The 14,441-nt window shown below is 68.5% G+C and carries 13 protein-coding genes; 2 read left to right on the top strand and 11 right to left on the bottom strand.

What is annotated here, in order from left to right; genetic code table 11:
• Positions 1-97: 97 nt before the first annotated feature.
• The 11 genes from lpxC to ftsW form a co-directional block, all read right to left on the bottom strand.
• A complete protein-coding gene (lpxC, locus tag ACN0RJ_RS07435) occupies positions 98-1,027 on the bottom strand; it encodes a UDP-3-O-acyl-N-acetylglucosamine deacetylase (protein WP_417719934.1) in 930 nt (309 codons plus the stop codon).
• 235 nt (positions 1,028-1,262) lie between these two features.
• On the bottom strand, positions 1,263-2,939 hold the full coding sequence (ftsZ, locus tag ACN0RJ_RS07430; RefSeq protein WP_417719933.1) for a cell division protein FtsZ: 1,677 nt from the start codon (positions 2,937-2,939) through the stop codon (positions 1,263-1,265).
• A 405-nt stretch (positions 2,940-3,344) separates the two neighbouring features.
• Positions 3,345-4,676: a cell division protein FtsA gene (gene ftsA, locus ACN0RJ_RS07425; protein WP_417719932.1), complete on the bottom strand. Its 1,332-nt coding sequence runs from the start codon at positions 4,674-4,676 to the stop codon at positions 3,345-3,347.
• Positions 4,676-5,494 carry a cell division protein FtsQ/DivIB gene (locus ACN0RJ_RS07420; RefSeq protein WP_417720044.1) on the bottom strand — a complete coding sequence of 273 codons (819 nt, stop codon included), beginning with the start codon at positions 5,492-5,494 and terminating at the stop codon, positions 4,676-4,678. Before ACN0RJ_RS07420 ends, ftsA begins: the two co-directional genes overlap by 1 nt.
• Before the next feature lie 47 nt (positions 5,495-5,541).
• Positions 5,542-6,456 carry a D-alanine--D-alanine ligase gene (locus tag ACN0RJ_RS07415; protein ID WP_417723857.1) on the bottom strand — a complete coding sequence of 305 codons (915 nt, stop codon included), beginning with the start codon at positions 6,454-6,456 and terminating at the stop codon, positions 5,542-5,544.
• A 99-nt stretch (positions 6,457-6,555) separates the two neighbouring features.
• The gene (gene murB / locus ACN0RJ_RS07410) at positions 6,556-7,503 is read right to left on the bottom strand and encodes a UDP-N-acetylmuramate dehydrogenase (protein ID WP_417723856.1); all 948 of its coding nucleotides are present in this window, start codon (positions 7,501-7,503) and stop codon (positions 6,556-6,558) included.
• A gap of 123 nt (positions 7,504-7,626) precedes the next feature.
• Positions 7,627-7,881 carry a DUF2484 family protein gene (locus ACN0RJ_RS07405; RefSeq protein ID WP_417719929.1) on the bottom strand — a complete coding sequence of 85 codons (255 nt, stop codon included), beginning with the start codon at positions 7,879-7,881 and terminating at the stop codon, positions 7,627-7,629.
• 190 nt (positions 7,882-8,071) lie between these two features.
• A complete protein-coding gene (locus tag ACN0RJ_RS07400) occupies positions 8,072-8,296 on the bottom strand; it encodes a hypothetical protein (RefSeq protein WP_417723855.1) in 225 nt (74 codons plus the stop codon).
• Between the two features lie 41 nt (positions 8,297-8,337).
• Positions 8,338-9,735 (bottom strand): UDP-N-acetylmuramate--L-alanine ligase, encoded by a 1,398-nt coding sequence (gene murC, locus ACN0RJ_RS07395; protein ID WP_417720043.1) that lies wholly within the window; start codon positions 9,733-9,735, stop codon positions 8,338-8,340.
• 29 nt (positions 9,736-9,764) lie between these two features.
• A complete protein-coding gene (locus ACN0RJ_RS07390; RefSeq protein ID WP_417723854.1) occupies positions 9,765-10,904 on the bottom strand; it encodes a UDP-N-acetylglucosamine--N-acetylmuramyl-(pentapeptide) pyrophosphoryl-undecaprenol N-acetylglucosamine transferase in 1,140 nt (379 codons plus the stop codon).
• 163 nt (positions 10,905-11,067) lie between these two features.
• Positions 11,068-12,234 carry a putative lipid II flippase FtsW gene (gene ftsW, locus ACN0RJ_RS07385; RefSeq protein WP_417719926.1) on the bottom strand — a complete coding sequence of 389 codons (1,167 nt, stop codon included), beginning with the start codon at positions 12,232-12,234 and terminating at the stop codon, positions 11,068-11,070.
• Positions 12,235-12,506: 272 nt separating this feature from the next.
• Here ftsW and ACN0RJ_RS07380 point away from each other — a divergent pair, with 272 nt between their 5' ends.
• Positions 12,507-13,697, top strand: a complete 1,191-nt coding sequence (locus ACN0RJ_RS07380; protein ID WP_417723853.1) for an NAD(P)/FAD-dependent oxidoreductase — start codon at positions 12,507-12,509, stop codon at positions 13,695-13,697.
• 46 nt (positions 13,698-13,743) lie between these two features.
• A complete protein-coding gene (locus ACN0RJ_RS07375; RefSeq protein ID WP_417719924.1) occupies positions 13,744-14,439 on the top strand; it encodes a hypothetical protein in 696 nt (231 codons plus the stop codon).
• The last annotated feature ends 2 nt before the right edge of the window (positions 14,440-14,441 follow it).

The following is a 14,441-nucleotide window of genomic DNA, read 5'->3' as shown; positions in this document are numbered from 1 at the left end:
TCCTTGCACAGGGCCGTTCCCCGGCCCTTGGCACGGTCCTAGCACAGAAAATTCCGGTGCAAAATGCCTTGACGGCGATTTGCGGCCGGCGTTTCCGTCAGGCGACAGCCGGGATTTCGTCACGCTCGACACCGCTGCCGGGAAGGCTTTCGGTCATCGCATCGTCACACAGGGTCAGGCGATACGCCTCCGGGGTCGCGAAGAGTTCATGCAGCAGCATGTTGGTGATCGCGTGTCCGGCCTTGTGGCCTTCGTAATGACCGATGATCGGCTGACCGGCGGTGTAGAGATCGCCGAGCGCGTCGAGCATCTTGTGGCGCACCGCCTCGTCGGCGTGACGCAGCCCGCCCGGCGACAGGACCTTGTCGCCGTCGACCACCACGGCATTCTCGTAGGTGCCGCCGAGCGCGAGACCGTTGGCCTGCATGGATTCCACGTCGGACTGACGGCAGAAGGTGCGGCTGTCGCAGAGTTCGCGGACGAAGGCGCCATTGGCGAGGTTCAGGCTCTTGCGCTGGGTGCCGATGGCGGCATCCGCGAAGTCGATGTGGAAATCCATGGTGAGCCCCTGCCCCGGCTTCGGGGGGGACAGGCGGGCCCAGCCCGACGCGGTGTGAACCGAAACGGGGGACAGGATCTCGATCGCGCGGACCGGGGCGCGCAGGGTGCGCACGCCGCGCGCGAGGATCGAGCGCACGAAGGGCGCGGAGGAGCCGTCGAGGATCGGAACCTCGGGGCCGTCGATCTCGATCAGCGCATTGTGAACGCCGCAGCCCGCGAGGGCCGCCATCACATGCTCGATGGTCGAGACCTGCACGCCGGCGCGGTTGACGATGCGGGTGCAGAGCGGCGTGATCTCGACCGCGTCGAAGCGCGCGGGCACGAGGGTATCGCCGAAGAGGATGTCGGTGCGCTTGAACCAGATGCCGTGCTCCGCCATCGCAGGACGGATACGCATCCGGACCGGCTTGCCCGAATGCAGGCCGACCCCCTGGAAGCTTACTGCGCTGCGAACTGTGGTTTGCACGTCTCTCACCATTCCTTAACCGAACCTTCATGAAGATGAACGGTTCCTGTTGTCATTGGAGATACGCGCGAGGGGGGGCTTGCTCAAATCAAACATTGCAACCGTCTGAAACATGCGTGTCACAACGGTAGGCGAAACCCCGCCAGTTCCGGAAATCGGCCAGACAAACCCCTGAAAACAAAAGAAAACGCCCCCTGCGAAAGGGGGCGTTCAAAGCGCTTTTATTACCGTAGGGTCAGTTCGCCTGACGCCGCAGGAAGGCCGGAATCTCGATCCGGTCCTGGTCGGCATCGGCCTGGGGATCGGCCACCGGCGCGGGTTTGTGCGCCTGGACGGGCGGCTGCTGGCGGCGCGGCGCGGCCTGCTGCGGGGCTGCCTGCTCGGCGTGGCCGGTCATCCGGTTGATCAGCGAATTGATCCCGAAGCGCGGCTTGTCGGCTTCGGCACCGCGATGCGCCCCGGCGGGTTGCTGCGGCTGTGCCTGGGGGGCCTGACCGCGGGTGCGGGCGGCGGCTGCCTGAAGGCGGGCCAGAGCCTCGGGCGACGGCGTTCCCGGAGCGGGGGCGCGCGGCGCGACGAAGGTGTCGGGCTCGGCTTCGAGGGCGTTGCTCTGCGGCTGGAATTGCGGAACCCGCGGGCGATAGGCCGGGGGCGGCAGACCGTCGTCATCCTGTGCGACGGGCTCTTCCTCTTCGAAGATGTGCTCCATCTGCTCTTCCGCAGCGGCGCGCTCGGCGTCCATGGTCTCGAACAGCGACGGCTCTTCGTCCTCGTACTGAGGCTCGGGGGCGCGGGCCGCCACCTGGGCGGGGGCCGGTGCGGCAGCCGCCACGGCCGGACGCGGCGCGGGGGCCGGAGCGGGTGCGGGCGCAGCTTCGATTTCCGACGCCTGCGGCAGCGGACGGGCCAGCGACCGGCGCGGCAGCGGCACGTCGGCATGCGAGGTCGAGGCGTCGATGCCGGTCGCGACGACGGAGACGCGCATCATGCCCTGCATCGCGTCGTCCAGCGTGGAGCCGACGATGATGTTGGCATCCGCGTCCACTTCCTCGCGGATGCGGTTGGCGGCTTCGTCCAGTTCGAACAGGGTCAGGTCGTGGCCGCCGGTGATGTTGATGAGAACACCCTTCGCGCCCTTGAGCGAGATTTCGTCCAGCAGCGGGTTCGCTATGGCCTTTTCGGCCGCCTGGATCGCGCGATCCTCGCCCTCGGCCTCGCCGGTGCCCATCATCGCCTTGCCCATCTCGTCCATCACCGCGCGGACGTCGGCGAAGTCGAGGTTGATGAGGCCCGGACGGACCATCAGGTCGGTCACGCCCTTCACGCCCTGGTAGAGCACGTCGTCGGCCAGCGAGAAGGCCTCGGTGAAGGTGGTCTTTTCGTTGGCGAGGCGGAACAGGTTCTGGTTCGGAATGATGATGAGCGTGTCGACGACCTTCTGGAGGGCTTCGACGCCGTCCTCGGCCTGCTTCATGCGCTTGGCGCCTTCGAACTGGAAGGGCTTGGTGACGACGCCGACGGTCAGCACGCCGAGTTCACGCGCGGCCTGCGCGATGATCGGCGCGGCGCCGGTGCCGGTGCCGCCGCCCATGCCCGCGGTGATGAAGCACATGTGCGCGCCCGCAAGGTGGTCGACGATCTGCTCGATGCTCTCTTCCGCGGCGGCTGCACCCACGGTCGCACGGGCGCCGGCACCCAGACCCTCGGTCACCTTCACGCCAAGCTGGACCTTGCTGGTCGACATGCTTTGCTGAAGGGCCTGAGCGTCGGTGTTGGCCACGACGAAGTCGACGCCTTCGAGCTGCTTCTCGATCATGTTGTTGACCGCATTGCCGCCTGCGCCGCCCACACCGAAGACCGTGATCCGGGGCTTCAGATCTTCTTCTCCGGGCATCGAGAGATTGAGTGCCATGTGCTTTTCCGCCTGTCTTTTATGACTTGTTACACGCCTGTCCTGCGCCATTGCCCTCAATTATTACTGACGACTCGGCTTGAGGTCACGCGAAAAACGCAAAATCGCCACAAAATCTAGGCATAAAATGAGGGTTGCGCGCGGGATTTCGCCGAAGGCCGCTACATTTTGCGGAGAGCCGAAAACACGACGCAACAGGCCAAGAAACCGCTCCCCGAGGGGGCGGTTGAAACGGTCCGGTCATGAGGTGGGAGTCTGCCCGACGTCCCTCGGTCCGCGTCTTGTGCACGGATCTGGGGATAATTTAGCAGAGCCCCCCGCCCCCTGTCATCCGCAATCTCGTGGCCGCAGCAAAAATCCGCGCCCGGGGTCGGGCGCGGAGGCGGGTCGTTCGGCCGGTCCGGTCTACCAGTTCGCGCGGAACCAGTGCAGCGCGCGCTTGAGCGAACGCACCGGGTACTTGTCTACCGGGATCTCGAAATCCCACCACTCGTCCTGCGGATGGGCGGCGAAGAGGCACATGCCCACGGCACTGGCAAAGCCGGGGCCGGTGGCGGCCTGCGGCAGGCCGTGCACGCGCAGCGGACGGCCGAGGCGGACCTGGGAGCCGAGGATGCGGCTCGCCAGCCCGTCGAGGCCGGGGATCTGGCTTGCCGCGCCGGTCAGCACGATCTGCTGGGTCGGCATGTGGTCGAATCCGGCAGCATCGAGACAGCCGCGCACCTCCTCGAGGATCTCCTCGACGCGGGGGCGCATGATGCCGATCAGCTCCGCCCGCGACACCGAGCGGCGATCGTGGTGCCAGTCGCCGGTGTCGCCGGAAATCTCGATCATCTCGCGGTCGTCCATGCCGGTCGCGACGACACCGCCGTAGAAGGTCTTGATCCGCTCGGCCATCGCCATCGGGATCTGCAGCCCCATCGAGATGTCGCCGGTGACGTGATCGCCGCCCAGCGGCACCGCATCGGCGTAGATCATGTGCTTTTTCATGAAGATCGACACGCCGGTCGCGCCGCCACCCATGTCGATGCAGGCCGCGCCGAGCTCCTGCTCGTCCTCGACCAGCGCCGCGACGCCCGAGGCATAGGCCGAGCTGGCAAGCCCGGCGAGTTCCAGGTCGCAGCGCTTTACGCAATGGGCGAGGTTCTGGATCGCCTGAGCGTTGACCGTGACCATGTGCATGTCGGTGGCCAGCGACTGGCCGATCTGGCCGCGCGGGTCCGACAGGCCGGACCGGTGGTCGAGCGCGAAGTTCACCGGCTGGGCGTGCAGCACCTCGCGGCCCGCGCCGAAATCCGGCACGTCGCAGGAGGACAGCACCCGCGCCACGTCCTGTTCGGAAACCACGGTCGATTCCACCTCGACCTGCCCGGCCAGCCCGTAGCTGCGCGGCTCGGCCCCCGAGAAACAGGCGATGACGTGATCGACGCGGATCCCGGCCATCTTCTGCGCCGCCTGGACGGCCGTGCGGATGGCGCGCTCGGTCTCGTTCATCGCGGCGATCTCGCCGAAGCGCACCCCGCGCGACCGCGTCGTCGCCGCTCCGATCACCCGGAACCCGGTCTGACCGGCCAGCGGGCCGACGCCGTCGTCGCCGGTGCGCTCGGTCCCGTCGAAGCGCAGAACGAGACAGGCGATCTTGGAACTGCCCACGTCCAGCACCGCCACCACCCCGCGCTGCATCGCCGCCTTGCGCATGTTGCGCATCGCCCGCTGGGATTCATAGAGCTCGATCATTATTGCTTTTCTCCGGTCTCTATTGCCTTGATACGCCAGTATTCCTGGACTGCCTCACCGCGCAGGCGCAGCGTCGGACGCTGCGCCAGTCGCAAATCCACCACCGCCAGGTCACGCCCGAGCATGTCGACCGCCTGGTCCATCGCCAGCACCCGTTCGAGCGCCTGCACCGCGCCGGTTTCCGGCAGCAGGATACGCTGGTCGCGATCCAGCACCACGTCCCAGCGCCGCCCGCCGATCCGTTCGAGACCGCGAAGCCGGTCGGCCAGCGGCTCGGCGGCGGCGAACAGGGCCACCGCCTCGGGCACATGCTCGTTCGCGCCGGGGCCCGCAACGACGGGAAGGCGCGCGTATTCCGCCCGCGTCAGGGCCGGACCGACGCGATGCCCGGTCATGTCGAGAAGCTGCAGCCCCCCTGCCCCGCGCCACAGCGTCACCGGCACCCGTTCGGTCACCTCGACCTGGAGCACGCCGCCCTGGCGGATGCGCAGCTTGGCGCTTTCCACCGCGTCGAGCTTGCCCACCGTCTCGCGCATGGCGTCGAGATCGAGGTCGAAGGACGAGATCGGGAAATCCACCGGCAGGACGACGCGGATGTCTTCGGCCACCCCTTCCGAGGCACCGTCGATGGCCATGAGGTTGACCATGAATTCGGGCCGGGTCTGGATCTCATCGCGCAGCTCGGCATAGGTGTCGAAGACCATCGCCCGGTTGCTTTCCACCGAAAAGAACCACGTCACCGCGCCGAAGCCCACGGCCAGCGGCAGACCGACCCGCAGCGCGATGCGGAAGAGCGGCGTCAGCATCAGCCGCTCCATCCGGTATTTCAGCCGCGACGGCGCGGGATCGGGGCGGATGATCTGGTTCACCTGTTGCACGAGGCGTCCTCCACCATCCACTGACACAGTTCGCCGAAGGTCATGCCGCAGACCTGCGCCTGTTCGGGCGCGAGCGAGGTCGGCGTCATCCCCGGCTGGGTATTGGTTTCGAGCAGGATCAACCCGTCGAGTCCGCGCGCCTCGTCCCAGCGGAAATCGGTCCGGCTCACGCCCCGGCAGCCCAGCACCTCGTGGGCGCGCCGGGCGTAGTCGAGACAGGCCTCGAAGATCTCGGAGGGAATGTCGGCAGGGACTACGTGGCGCGATCCGCCTTCCTTGTACTTGGCATCGTAATCATACCAGCGATCGGTCAGGATGTCGGTCACCGTCAGCGCCCGGTCGCCCATCACCGTGGTGGTCAGCTCGCGCCCGGGGGCGAAGGCCTCGACCATCACCACATCGGGCATCTCGTCGGACAGCGCCGGCGGGCCGTTGGCCTCCTCGTGAACGAGGTAGACCCCCACCGAGGACCCTTCGTTGTAGGGTTTGACCACGTAGGGCGGCGCCATGACGTGACCGGCCATGACATCGGCCTTGCGTGCGAGAAGGCTCGCCACCACCGGCAGACCGGCATCGCGGTAGACCTGCTTGGTGCGTTCCTTGTCCATCGCGAGGGCCGAGGCCAGCACCCCGGAATGGGTGTAGGGCAGCCGCAACCATTCAAGGAGGCCCTGCACGCAGCCATCCTCGCCCCAGCGCCCGTGCAACGCGTTGAACACGACGTCCGGCGCGACCTCGCCCAGACGCGCTGAAAGGTCGGGGCCCGCATCGACCTCGACCACTTCGTAACCCTGTCCCCTCAAAGCGGCGGCACATTCCCGCCCGGAACTGAGAGACACTTCGCGTTCAGCCGAAGGTCCGCCCAATAATACCGCCACTTTCGGGAGTGCCCTGCTCGACATCCCAAAAACCGCCTCGAATTCGGGGCTTGCGCCCCTTGTTATGATGCCGGGGTTTGCCCCCGTTCGATGGACCGCGACCTGCCTGTGGCCGCTGGGCGTCTAGCCCTGATCCTTGGCGGGTTCACCGACCCGCATGATTTCCCAGTGTAGCTCTATTCCGCTGTGTTGGAAAACCCTTTTTCGCACTTCCTCGCCCAATCCTTCCAGATCGGCGGCGGTTGCCTGCCCGGTATTCACGAGGAAATTCGAATGCTTGGGGCTCATCTGCGCGCCGCCCCGCGTGGCCCCGCGCAGACCCGCATCGTCGATCACCTTCCAGGCCTTGAGCTCATGGCTGTCGTCGGCCTTCCCGGTCGAGCTGAAACCCGCCGGGTTGCGAAAGGTGCTGCCCGCGGTGCGGTCCTTGGTCGGCTGGGTCTCGTCGCGCTTGCGCAGCTGATCCTCCATGCGCTGCGCGAGGGCGTCAGGCGCGCCGCGCGGCCCCTCGAACACCGCCGCGGTCACCACCCAGCCCTCGGGCAGGTCGCTCTGGCGGTAGCGGAGGTTCAGATCGGCGGCGGGGATGGTCACCGCTTCGCCCGCGCGGGTGACGGCGCGCACCTCGACCAGGTGGTCGGCGACATAGGTGCCGTAACACCCGGCGTTCATCCGCACGGCCCCGCCGACGGAGCCGGGAATGGTGCGCAGGAAGGTGAGGTCGATGCCCGCCTCGGCGGCCTTCCGGGCGACATGCGCATCGAGCGCGGCAGCCCCGGCGACGATCCGGGTGCCCTCGCCGTCGCCCTCGACGACGATGCCGTTGAAGCCGCGGCCGAGACGGATCACCACCGCCCGCAGCCCGCCGTCGCGCACGATGAGGTTCGATCCGACCCCCATCGGGAACACCGGCACCCCGGAGGGCAGCGCGGCAAGAAAGTCCTGAAGGTCGGCAAGGTCGGCGGGCTGGAACAGCGCATCTGCCGGACCGCCGACGCGCAGCCAGGTGAGATCGGAGAGCGGGCGGTCGGGAGTCAGGCGCCCGCGCACGGGGGGAAGCGTGTCAATCATGCTGCCGGTTCTGCACCGCCTTGCCGGCGCGGTAAAGCCCCGCCGCGCCGCGACCGGCGGCGCTCCGGCATCCGCGGGCGGGATCGGGCCGGAAACCGCCACGGGCCCGGCCACGCTCCGACCCTAGCTGCCGCGCCCGAGCCGCGCGCCGAGCCACCGCAGCAGGTGGCGCATCGGCCAGCGCAGCACGCTCATGCCGGCGAGAAGCACCAGAAGGCCGATCCAGGGCCCGTTTTCCCAGGTCACATACCCCAGAAGCGGTATGCCGATCGCGATGAGCACATAGGCCCGTGTCCAGTGATTGTCCTTCGACGGCACCATGGCCGCGATGTTCGCCAGGATCGCCCAGAGGCAGGCAAGGATGAGAGAGGTCGTCATGTCGGTCCCGAATTGCGGCCCCCCGGCGGCACGCCCACCCTGCCGCAGGCAGGCCTCCGGCGCAAGGAATTCCGGGAACCGGCGGGATCACCGGGAGGAGCGACCGACCGCGGTGGCGTTCATGCGGCCTCTGGCCGATCCGTCCGGACGGCAGCCTCGGCGGTGTCTGCCGGATAGCGCCCGGCCCGGATCAGAGCAGGCTGCCGAACCAGCGGCGCAGGGGCCAGGCGACGGCCAGCCCGCCGCCGGTGGTCGCAAGCAGCGCCGCGCCCTGCGCCGGATCGTGGCGCAGGTGCAGGAGGGCGAGTGCGGCGAAGGCGATGGTGAAGGCGAAGAGGAACAGCTTCAGCGCCCGCAGCAGCGGGATCGCGGCAAGCAGCACGATCACCGCCGATATCGCCCAGAGCCAGGTCATTCAGGGGGTCCCGATCTCTCGTCGAAAAATCGCGCGCCGCCTCATGCCCCGAGACGGGCGGGCAGGTTGTTGGCCCAGGCCGAGATCGTGCCCGCCCCGAGGCAGACCACCATGTCGCCCGGCCGTGCCTGTTCGCGCACCAGCCGTTCCAGGTCGTCCTCGGACAGGATGGCCCGCGCGTGGCGGTGGCCGTGGCGGATCAGCCCGGCGACCAGGTCGTCGCGCGACGCGCCGGGGATCGGTTCCTCGCCCGCCGCGTAGACCTCGGCGATGGCGACCACGTCCGCCTCGTTGAAACAGGTGCAGAAATCCTCGAACAGGTTCGACAGGCGCGAATAGCGGTGCGGCTGATGCACCGCGATCACCCGGCCTTCGGAGGCCTGGCGCGCCGCCTTCAGCACCGCCGCGATTTCCACCGGGTGATGGCCGTAATCGTCGATGATGGTCACGCCGTCAACCTCGCCCACCCGGGTGAAGCGGCGGTTGACGCCGCCGAAGGCTGCGAGTGCGGCGCGGATCTCGTCATCGGACATGCCGAGATGGCGCGCCACGGCCACCGCCGCCAGCGCGTTCGACACGTTGTGATCGCCCGGCATCGGCAGCGAGCAGCCCTCGATCAGCACATCGTCGGCCTGAACGCGGATGTCGAAATGCGCGACGCCCTTTTCATAGCGCAGGTTCACCGCGCGCACGTCGGCCTGGGCGTTGAAACCGTAGGTGGTGACGCGGCGGTCGGTCACGCGGCCGACCAGCGCCTGCACCTCGGGGTGATCGGTGCAGCACACGGCGAGCCCGTAGAACGGAATGTTGCTGACGAACTGATAGAAACCGTCGCGCAGGTTCTCGATGCTGCCCCAGTGTTCCATGTGCTCGGGGTCGATATTGGTCACGATGGCAATGGTCGCGGGAAGCCGGTTGAAGGTGCCGTCGCTTTCGTCGGCCTCGACCACCATCCACTCGCCCTGCCCCATCCGCGCGTTGGAGCCGTAGGCATGGATGATCCCGCCGTTGACCACGGTCGGATCGTAGCGCCCGGCATCGAGCAGCGTCGCCACCATCGTGGTGGTCGTCGTCTTGCCGTGCGTGCCCGCCACCGCGACGTTGGACTTCAGCCGCATCAGCTCGGCCAGCATCTCGGCGCGGCGCACCACGGGCAGACCGCGGCGGCGCGCCTCGTCCAACTCCGGGTTGCCGGTCTTGATGGCGGAGGAGATCACGACCACCTCGGCCCCGGCCAGGTTGTCGGCGCTCTGGCCTTCGAACACATGCGCGCCCAGCCCTTCCAGCCGCTCGGTGATCCGGGAGCGCTTGAGGTCCGAGCCCTGCACCACGTAACCGTGGTTGAGCAGAACCTCGGCGATGCCCGACATGCCGATGCCGCCGATGCCGACGAAATGGATCGGGCCCACGTCGCCCGGAAGTTTGGTGGCGGCGTTCATGGGGGCCCCTTTGGTGATGCTTGCGTGTTTCATGCCTGCTGATCCTCTTCACTACCCGGTATGGTCGGTTCGCTGCCGGCCAGATGTTCTACCAGGGCGGCCAGTTCTTCGGCCGCCATGGGCTTCGAGACGGAGAGCGCCGCGCGCGACATCTGCGCCGCGCCCTCGGGATTGGACAGGATCGCCTCGATCGCGTCGGTCATGCTCTCGACCGAAAGCCGGCTTTCGGGGATGCGGATGGCCGCGCCCGCATCCACCAGCCCCTGCGCGTTGACCGTCTGGTGATCGCCCGCGGCGACCGCGTAGGGAATGAGGATCGAGGGTCGCCCGATGACCGAGATATCCGCGACCGAGGAGGCGCCGGAGCGCGAGATGACCAGTTGCGCTTCGGACATGCGGGTGGGAATGTCGTTGAAGAAGGGCCGGACCTCGGCGTCGATGCCCTGCTCGGCGTAGAACGTGGCGACACGGGCGCCGTCCTCGTCCCGCGCCTGGTGGCTGACGCGCAGGTTGCGCAGGATCTCCATCGGCAGCGCGGCGATGGCGGGGGGCACGATGTCGGAGAGGATCCGCGCGCCCTGACTGCCGCCGATCACCAGCAGCGACATCGGGTAGTCGCCCGGCACGATGTATCCGGCGCCGGCGCGCTCCTGCACGGCGCGGCGCACCGGGTTGCCGGTGTGGATGCCTTCGACTCCCTCGGGGAGCGCGGTGGGCCAGGTACCGCAGGCGACGCCGTCGACCTTGGGGGCGAAGATCTCGTTCACCCGGCCGAGCACGCCGTTCTGTTCGTGGATCATGCGCGGCAGCTTCAGCATCCAGGCCGCGCCGAGCGCCGGGATCGAGGGATAGCCGCCGAAGCCCACCACGACGTCGGGCCGGTCGCGGCGGAATTGCAGCATGGTCGACAGCACCCCGCCCGCGACGCGGAACGGCACGACCACCTTGGACAGCAGCCCGCCGCGCGCGAAGGTGGCGGAGCTGACCTGTTCGATCTCGGTGCTGTGGGGAAAGCCGCCGGTGTAGCGCGCGCCGCGCGCATCGGTCGACAACCGGACCCGCCATCCGCGCCGCAACATGATTTCCGCCAGCGCCTGCGCCGGGAACATGTGCCCGCCGGTGCCGCCTGCGGCGATCACCAGGAAGGGAGGGCGGAACCGTTCTGCCATGCCTGCTATTGCCCTCGTCTCAGTCAATGCGACGGGCGATGTGCCCCGCCCTTTTCAACCCGGGGCGGCGCGCAAGGGGCGCCACCACCATATCCGGGCTTCCATATCCGCTTGTTCCGCGCGGGTGAAGCCCTGCCGGCGCCGCGCCCGGGCGGGCGCGGGCCTATCGCGGCCGTCCGCGCAGGATCTCGCCGATCTCGCCCTGCGGGCGCGAGCGGGTGAAGGCCAGGAGCATGCCCACCGCGATGCCGCCCGCGATCAGCGACGAGCCGCCGTAGCTCACGAAGGGCAGCGTCATGCCCTTGGCGGGCAGCAGGCGCACCGCGACGCCCATGTTGATCATCGCCTGCACCCCGAAGATCGCCGCAAGGCCGGTGCCGGCGAGGCGGATGAACGGGTCCCGCTCGCGCATGAGGCGCAGCAGCGAGCGCACGACGACCGTGGCGTAGAGCGCGATGATGAGCAGCACGAGGATCAGGCCGTATTCTTCGGCCGCGACGGCGATGATGAAATCGGTATGGGCATCGGGAAGCGACCATTTCACCTGGCCCTCGCCCACGCCGACCCCGAGAAAGCCGCCCTCCTGGATCGCGTTGGTCGCATAGCCGATCTGGGTGGTGGGGTCGATGTCGGGGTTGAGGAAGCCGTCGATGCGGCGGGCGAAGTGTTCGGAATTGTCGTAGGCGAAGGAGCCGCCGAGCACGACGAGCCCGGCCATGCCGACCAGCAGCAGCATCGGCGCCCCGGCGACGAACCACATCACGCCCCAGCCGAAGAGGATCAGGCTGGCCTGGCCGAAGTCCGGCTGCAGCGCGAGGGTGAGCACGATGGCCGAGGTGAGCCCGAAGGACCAGAGCTTGCCCGGCGGGCCGCCGATGTCCTGGCTCGCGGCCATCATCCAGGCGGCCACCACGATGAAGGCGGGCTTGAGGAATTCCGACGGCTGCACCGATGCGAAGCCGAGCGAGAACCAGCGCACCGCGCCCTTGCCGAAGTCGGTGCCGAAGACCGGCAGCAGGAAGAGCGACAGGAACGCGAAGAGGAAGCCGACCACCGCGAGCCGCCGCACCACCGTGGGCGAGAGCATCGAGGTCAGCATCATCGCGGTCAGCGCGAGGCTGCCGAAGAAGGCCTGCCGCTGCACGTAGTAGAAGGGCGCGAGCCCGTTGCGTTCGGCCAGCGGCGGCGAGGCCGCGAGGCCCAGCATCAGCCCGATGCCGAACAGCATGAGCACGCAGGACAGCGTCCAGCGATCCACCGTCCGCCACCATTTCGGCAGCACCGGCTCGCCGTCGCGCACGGGAACCGTGCCGTAAACCATTTCCGTCATGGGAACACCGCTCGGAAGACCTTGCCTGAGGTTGTCCGGGTTTGCCCGGATCGTCCGATCAGTCTAGCAAAGGCTGCGCGATTTGCAAAGCATTGCCTGATCCTGCGGAGCGGCCTTGCCGCACCGGGCTGTCGCCCTTGCGGGCTCCGCGGCCGTGGCGGGGTGACGCCCATGCCGGACGCCCCGCGGATGGCGCGGTCGTGCCCTGCGTATTTGGAACAAGAAGAAGGCGCGGGCTTGCGGCAGAAGCGCCGGCATGGTTGGAGGACCGGATGGAGTACGAGACGCTGATCCTGGGAGCCGGTGCGGCCGGAATGATGTGCGCCGCCCATGCCGGGCCGGGGGTGCTGGTGGTGGATCATGCCCGTGCGCCGGGCGAGAAGATCCGCATTTCCGGCGGCGGGCGGTGCAATTTCACCAATCTCGAGGTGCGCCCCGAGCGGTTCCTGTCGCAGAACCCGCATTTCTGCAAATCGGCGCTGGCGCGCTACACGCAGTGGGATTTCATCGACCTGGTGTCGCGGCACGGCATCGCCTGGCATGAAAAGACGCTCGGGCAGTTGTTCTGCGACGGCAAGGCGACGCAGATCGTGGCGATGCTGCTGCGCGAGATGCAGGCGGCCGGCGCGGAGCTCCGGCTTTCGGCCGAGGCGCGCGACATCGGCCATGACGGGAGCCGGTTCACCGCCGTGATACGGCACGACGGGCGCGATCAGCCGGTCCGGGCGCGGTCGCTGGTGCTGGCCACCGGCGGCAAGTCGATCCCGAAGATGGGGGCGAGCGGCTATGCCTACGATCTTGCGGCGCAGTTCGGCCTCGCCCTCGTGCCGCCCCGCCCCGGCCTTGTCCCGCTGACCTTTCCGGAGGGGCGGTTCGCGGCCCTGGCGGGGGTGTCGCTGCCGGTGCGCGCCAGCGCCGCCGAAGCGGTGTTCGACGAGGCCATGCTGTTCACCCATCGCGGCCTCTCCGGGCCGTCGATCCTTCAGGCCTCCTCCTACTGGCAGGAGGGCGCGCCGGTGACGGTGAACCTGCTGCCGGGCGGCAGGCTGGGGCAGATCCTGCGCGACAAGCGCCGCCGCGAGGGCAAGCGGGCGCTGACCACCGAACTGGCCGAGCATCTGCCGCAGCGCCTCGTCGCCTGGCTGGCCGGGGAAACCGACCTCGGCGGGCGGCTCGGAGATCTGTCCGACCGGCGGATCGACGCGCTCTGCGCCACGCTCGAAGGCTGGGAGCTTCGGCCCGCGGGCACCGAGGGCTGGCGCACCGCCGAGGTGACGCTGGGCGGGGTGGCGACCGCGGCCCTGTCCTCGCGCAGCATGGAGGCGGCGGCGGTCCCCGGCCTGTATGTCATCGGGGAGGCGGTCGACGTGACCGGGTGGCTCGGGGGCTACAACTTCCAGTGGGCGTGGTCTTCGGGTGTCGCCGCCGGACGCGCCATCGCGGAGCGCCTGCGCGAGGCTTGATTTTGCCGTGCGGGCGTTACACATTCGTCGTGAAACCTTCACGGCGGTGTTACACTTGGCCTTTGCGGACCACCCTTCCCTGCACCCGGCGAACTGGCTGCGCGACCTCGAAGCCCAGGTTCCGCGCAAGGCGATCCGGGATTTCTGGAACCGGTTCCGCTACGGGCCCGAGGCGCCGGTGTCGGACGAGCGGATCTTCGTTCCGCCGCTCGACATCCGCCACAGCTACGACGCCCGCGCGGGCAAGCGCCCGCTGCGGCGCCAGCACAGCGGCATGATCATCGGCGGGGACTGGGACCTGTGCCGCGTGCCCATGGCCGGGCAGATCAAGATCGAGAGCAGCCGGATGCGCTATCTCGACGGGCTGCGCTGGGACCAGACGCCGCTGTTCGAGAAGATGCTGCGCGAGGTGGCGGAGGGCAAGCGTCCGGACGGCTGCGAGAGCCGCGCCGACGTGGTCCACCGCTACGAGACGCTCGACCGGATCTTCGAGGAGACGCGGCGCCGGGGGCGGCTGCTCAGCCAGTCCGAACTGCCGGAATATTTCCGGCGCGAGCATGGCGGAATCCTGGTGCATATCGGGCGCAACGGAGAATTGCTGCGCGCCAGCGGCGGCATGCACCGCTTTGCCATCGCGCAGATCCTCGAACTGCCGGAGATGCCCGCGCAGCTCGGCGTGATCCACGCCGAGGCGCTCTACAAGGGGCTGCTGGCCCGCTTCCGCAAGCCGCAGGCAGCGTGACG

This window comes from Salipiger sp., assembly GCF_048261495.1.
In the GTDB taxonomy this organism is placed as follows: Bacteria; Pseudomonadota; Alphaproteobacteria; order Rhodobacterales; family Rhodobacteraceae; genus Salipiger.
This window is presented reverse-complemented; position numbering and strand designations above follow the sequence as displayed.

Excerpts from the sequence above, each read along its gene's own strand:
- ftsW (WP_417719926.1), bottom strand. The coding sequence starts at position 12,234 with ATGACGGAAATGGTTTACGGCACGGTTCCCGTGCGCGACGGCGAGCCG.
- ACN0RJ_RS07405 (WP_417719929.1), bottom strand. The coding sequence starts at position 7,881 with ATGACGACCTCTCTCATCCTTGCCTGCCTCTGGGCGATCCTGGCGAAC.
- murC (WP_417720043.1), bottom strand. The coding sequence starts at position 9,735 with ATGAACGCCGCCACCAAACTTCCGGGCGACGTGGGCCCGATCCATTTC.
- ACN0RJ_RS07420 (WP_417720044.1), bottom strand. The coding sequence starts at position 5,494 with ATGGAGCGGCTGATGCTGACGCCGCTCTTCCGCATCGCGCTGCGGGTC.
- ACN0RJ_RS07400 (WP_417723855.1), bottom strand. The coding sequence starts at position 8,296 with ATGACCTGGCTCTGGGCGATATCGGCGGTGATCGTGCTGCTTGCCGCG.
- murB (WP_417723856.1), bottom strand. The coding sequence starts at position 7,503 with ATGATTGACACGCTTCCCCCCGTGCGCGGGCGCCTGACTCCCGACCGC.
- ftsA (WP_417719932.1), bottom strand. The coding sequence starts at position 4,676 with ATGATCGAGCTCTATGAATCCCAGCGGGCGATGCGCAACATGCGCAAG.
- ACN0RJ_RS07390 (WP_417723854.1), bottom strand. The coding sequence starts at position 10,904 with ATGGCAGAACGGTTCCGCCCTCCCTTCCTGGTGATCGCCGCAGGCGGC.
- ftsZ (WP_417719933.1), bottom strand. The coding sequence starts at position 2,939 with ATGGCACTCAATCTCTCGATGCCCGGAGAAGAAGATCTGAAGCCCCGG.
- ACN0RJ_RS07415 (WP_417723857.1), bottom strand. The coding sequence starts at position 6,456 with ATGTCGAGCAGGGCACTCCCGAAAGTGGCGGTATTATTGGGCGGACCT.
- ACN0RJ_RS07380 (WP_417723853.1), top strand. The coding sequence starts at position 12,507 with ATGGAGTACGAGACGCTGATCCTGGGAGCCGGTGCGGCCGGAATGATG.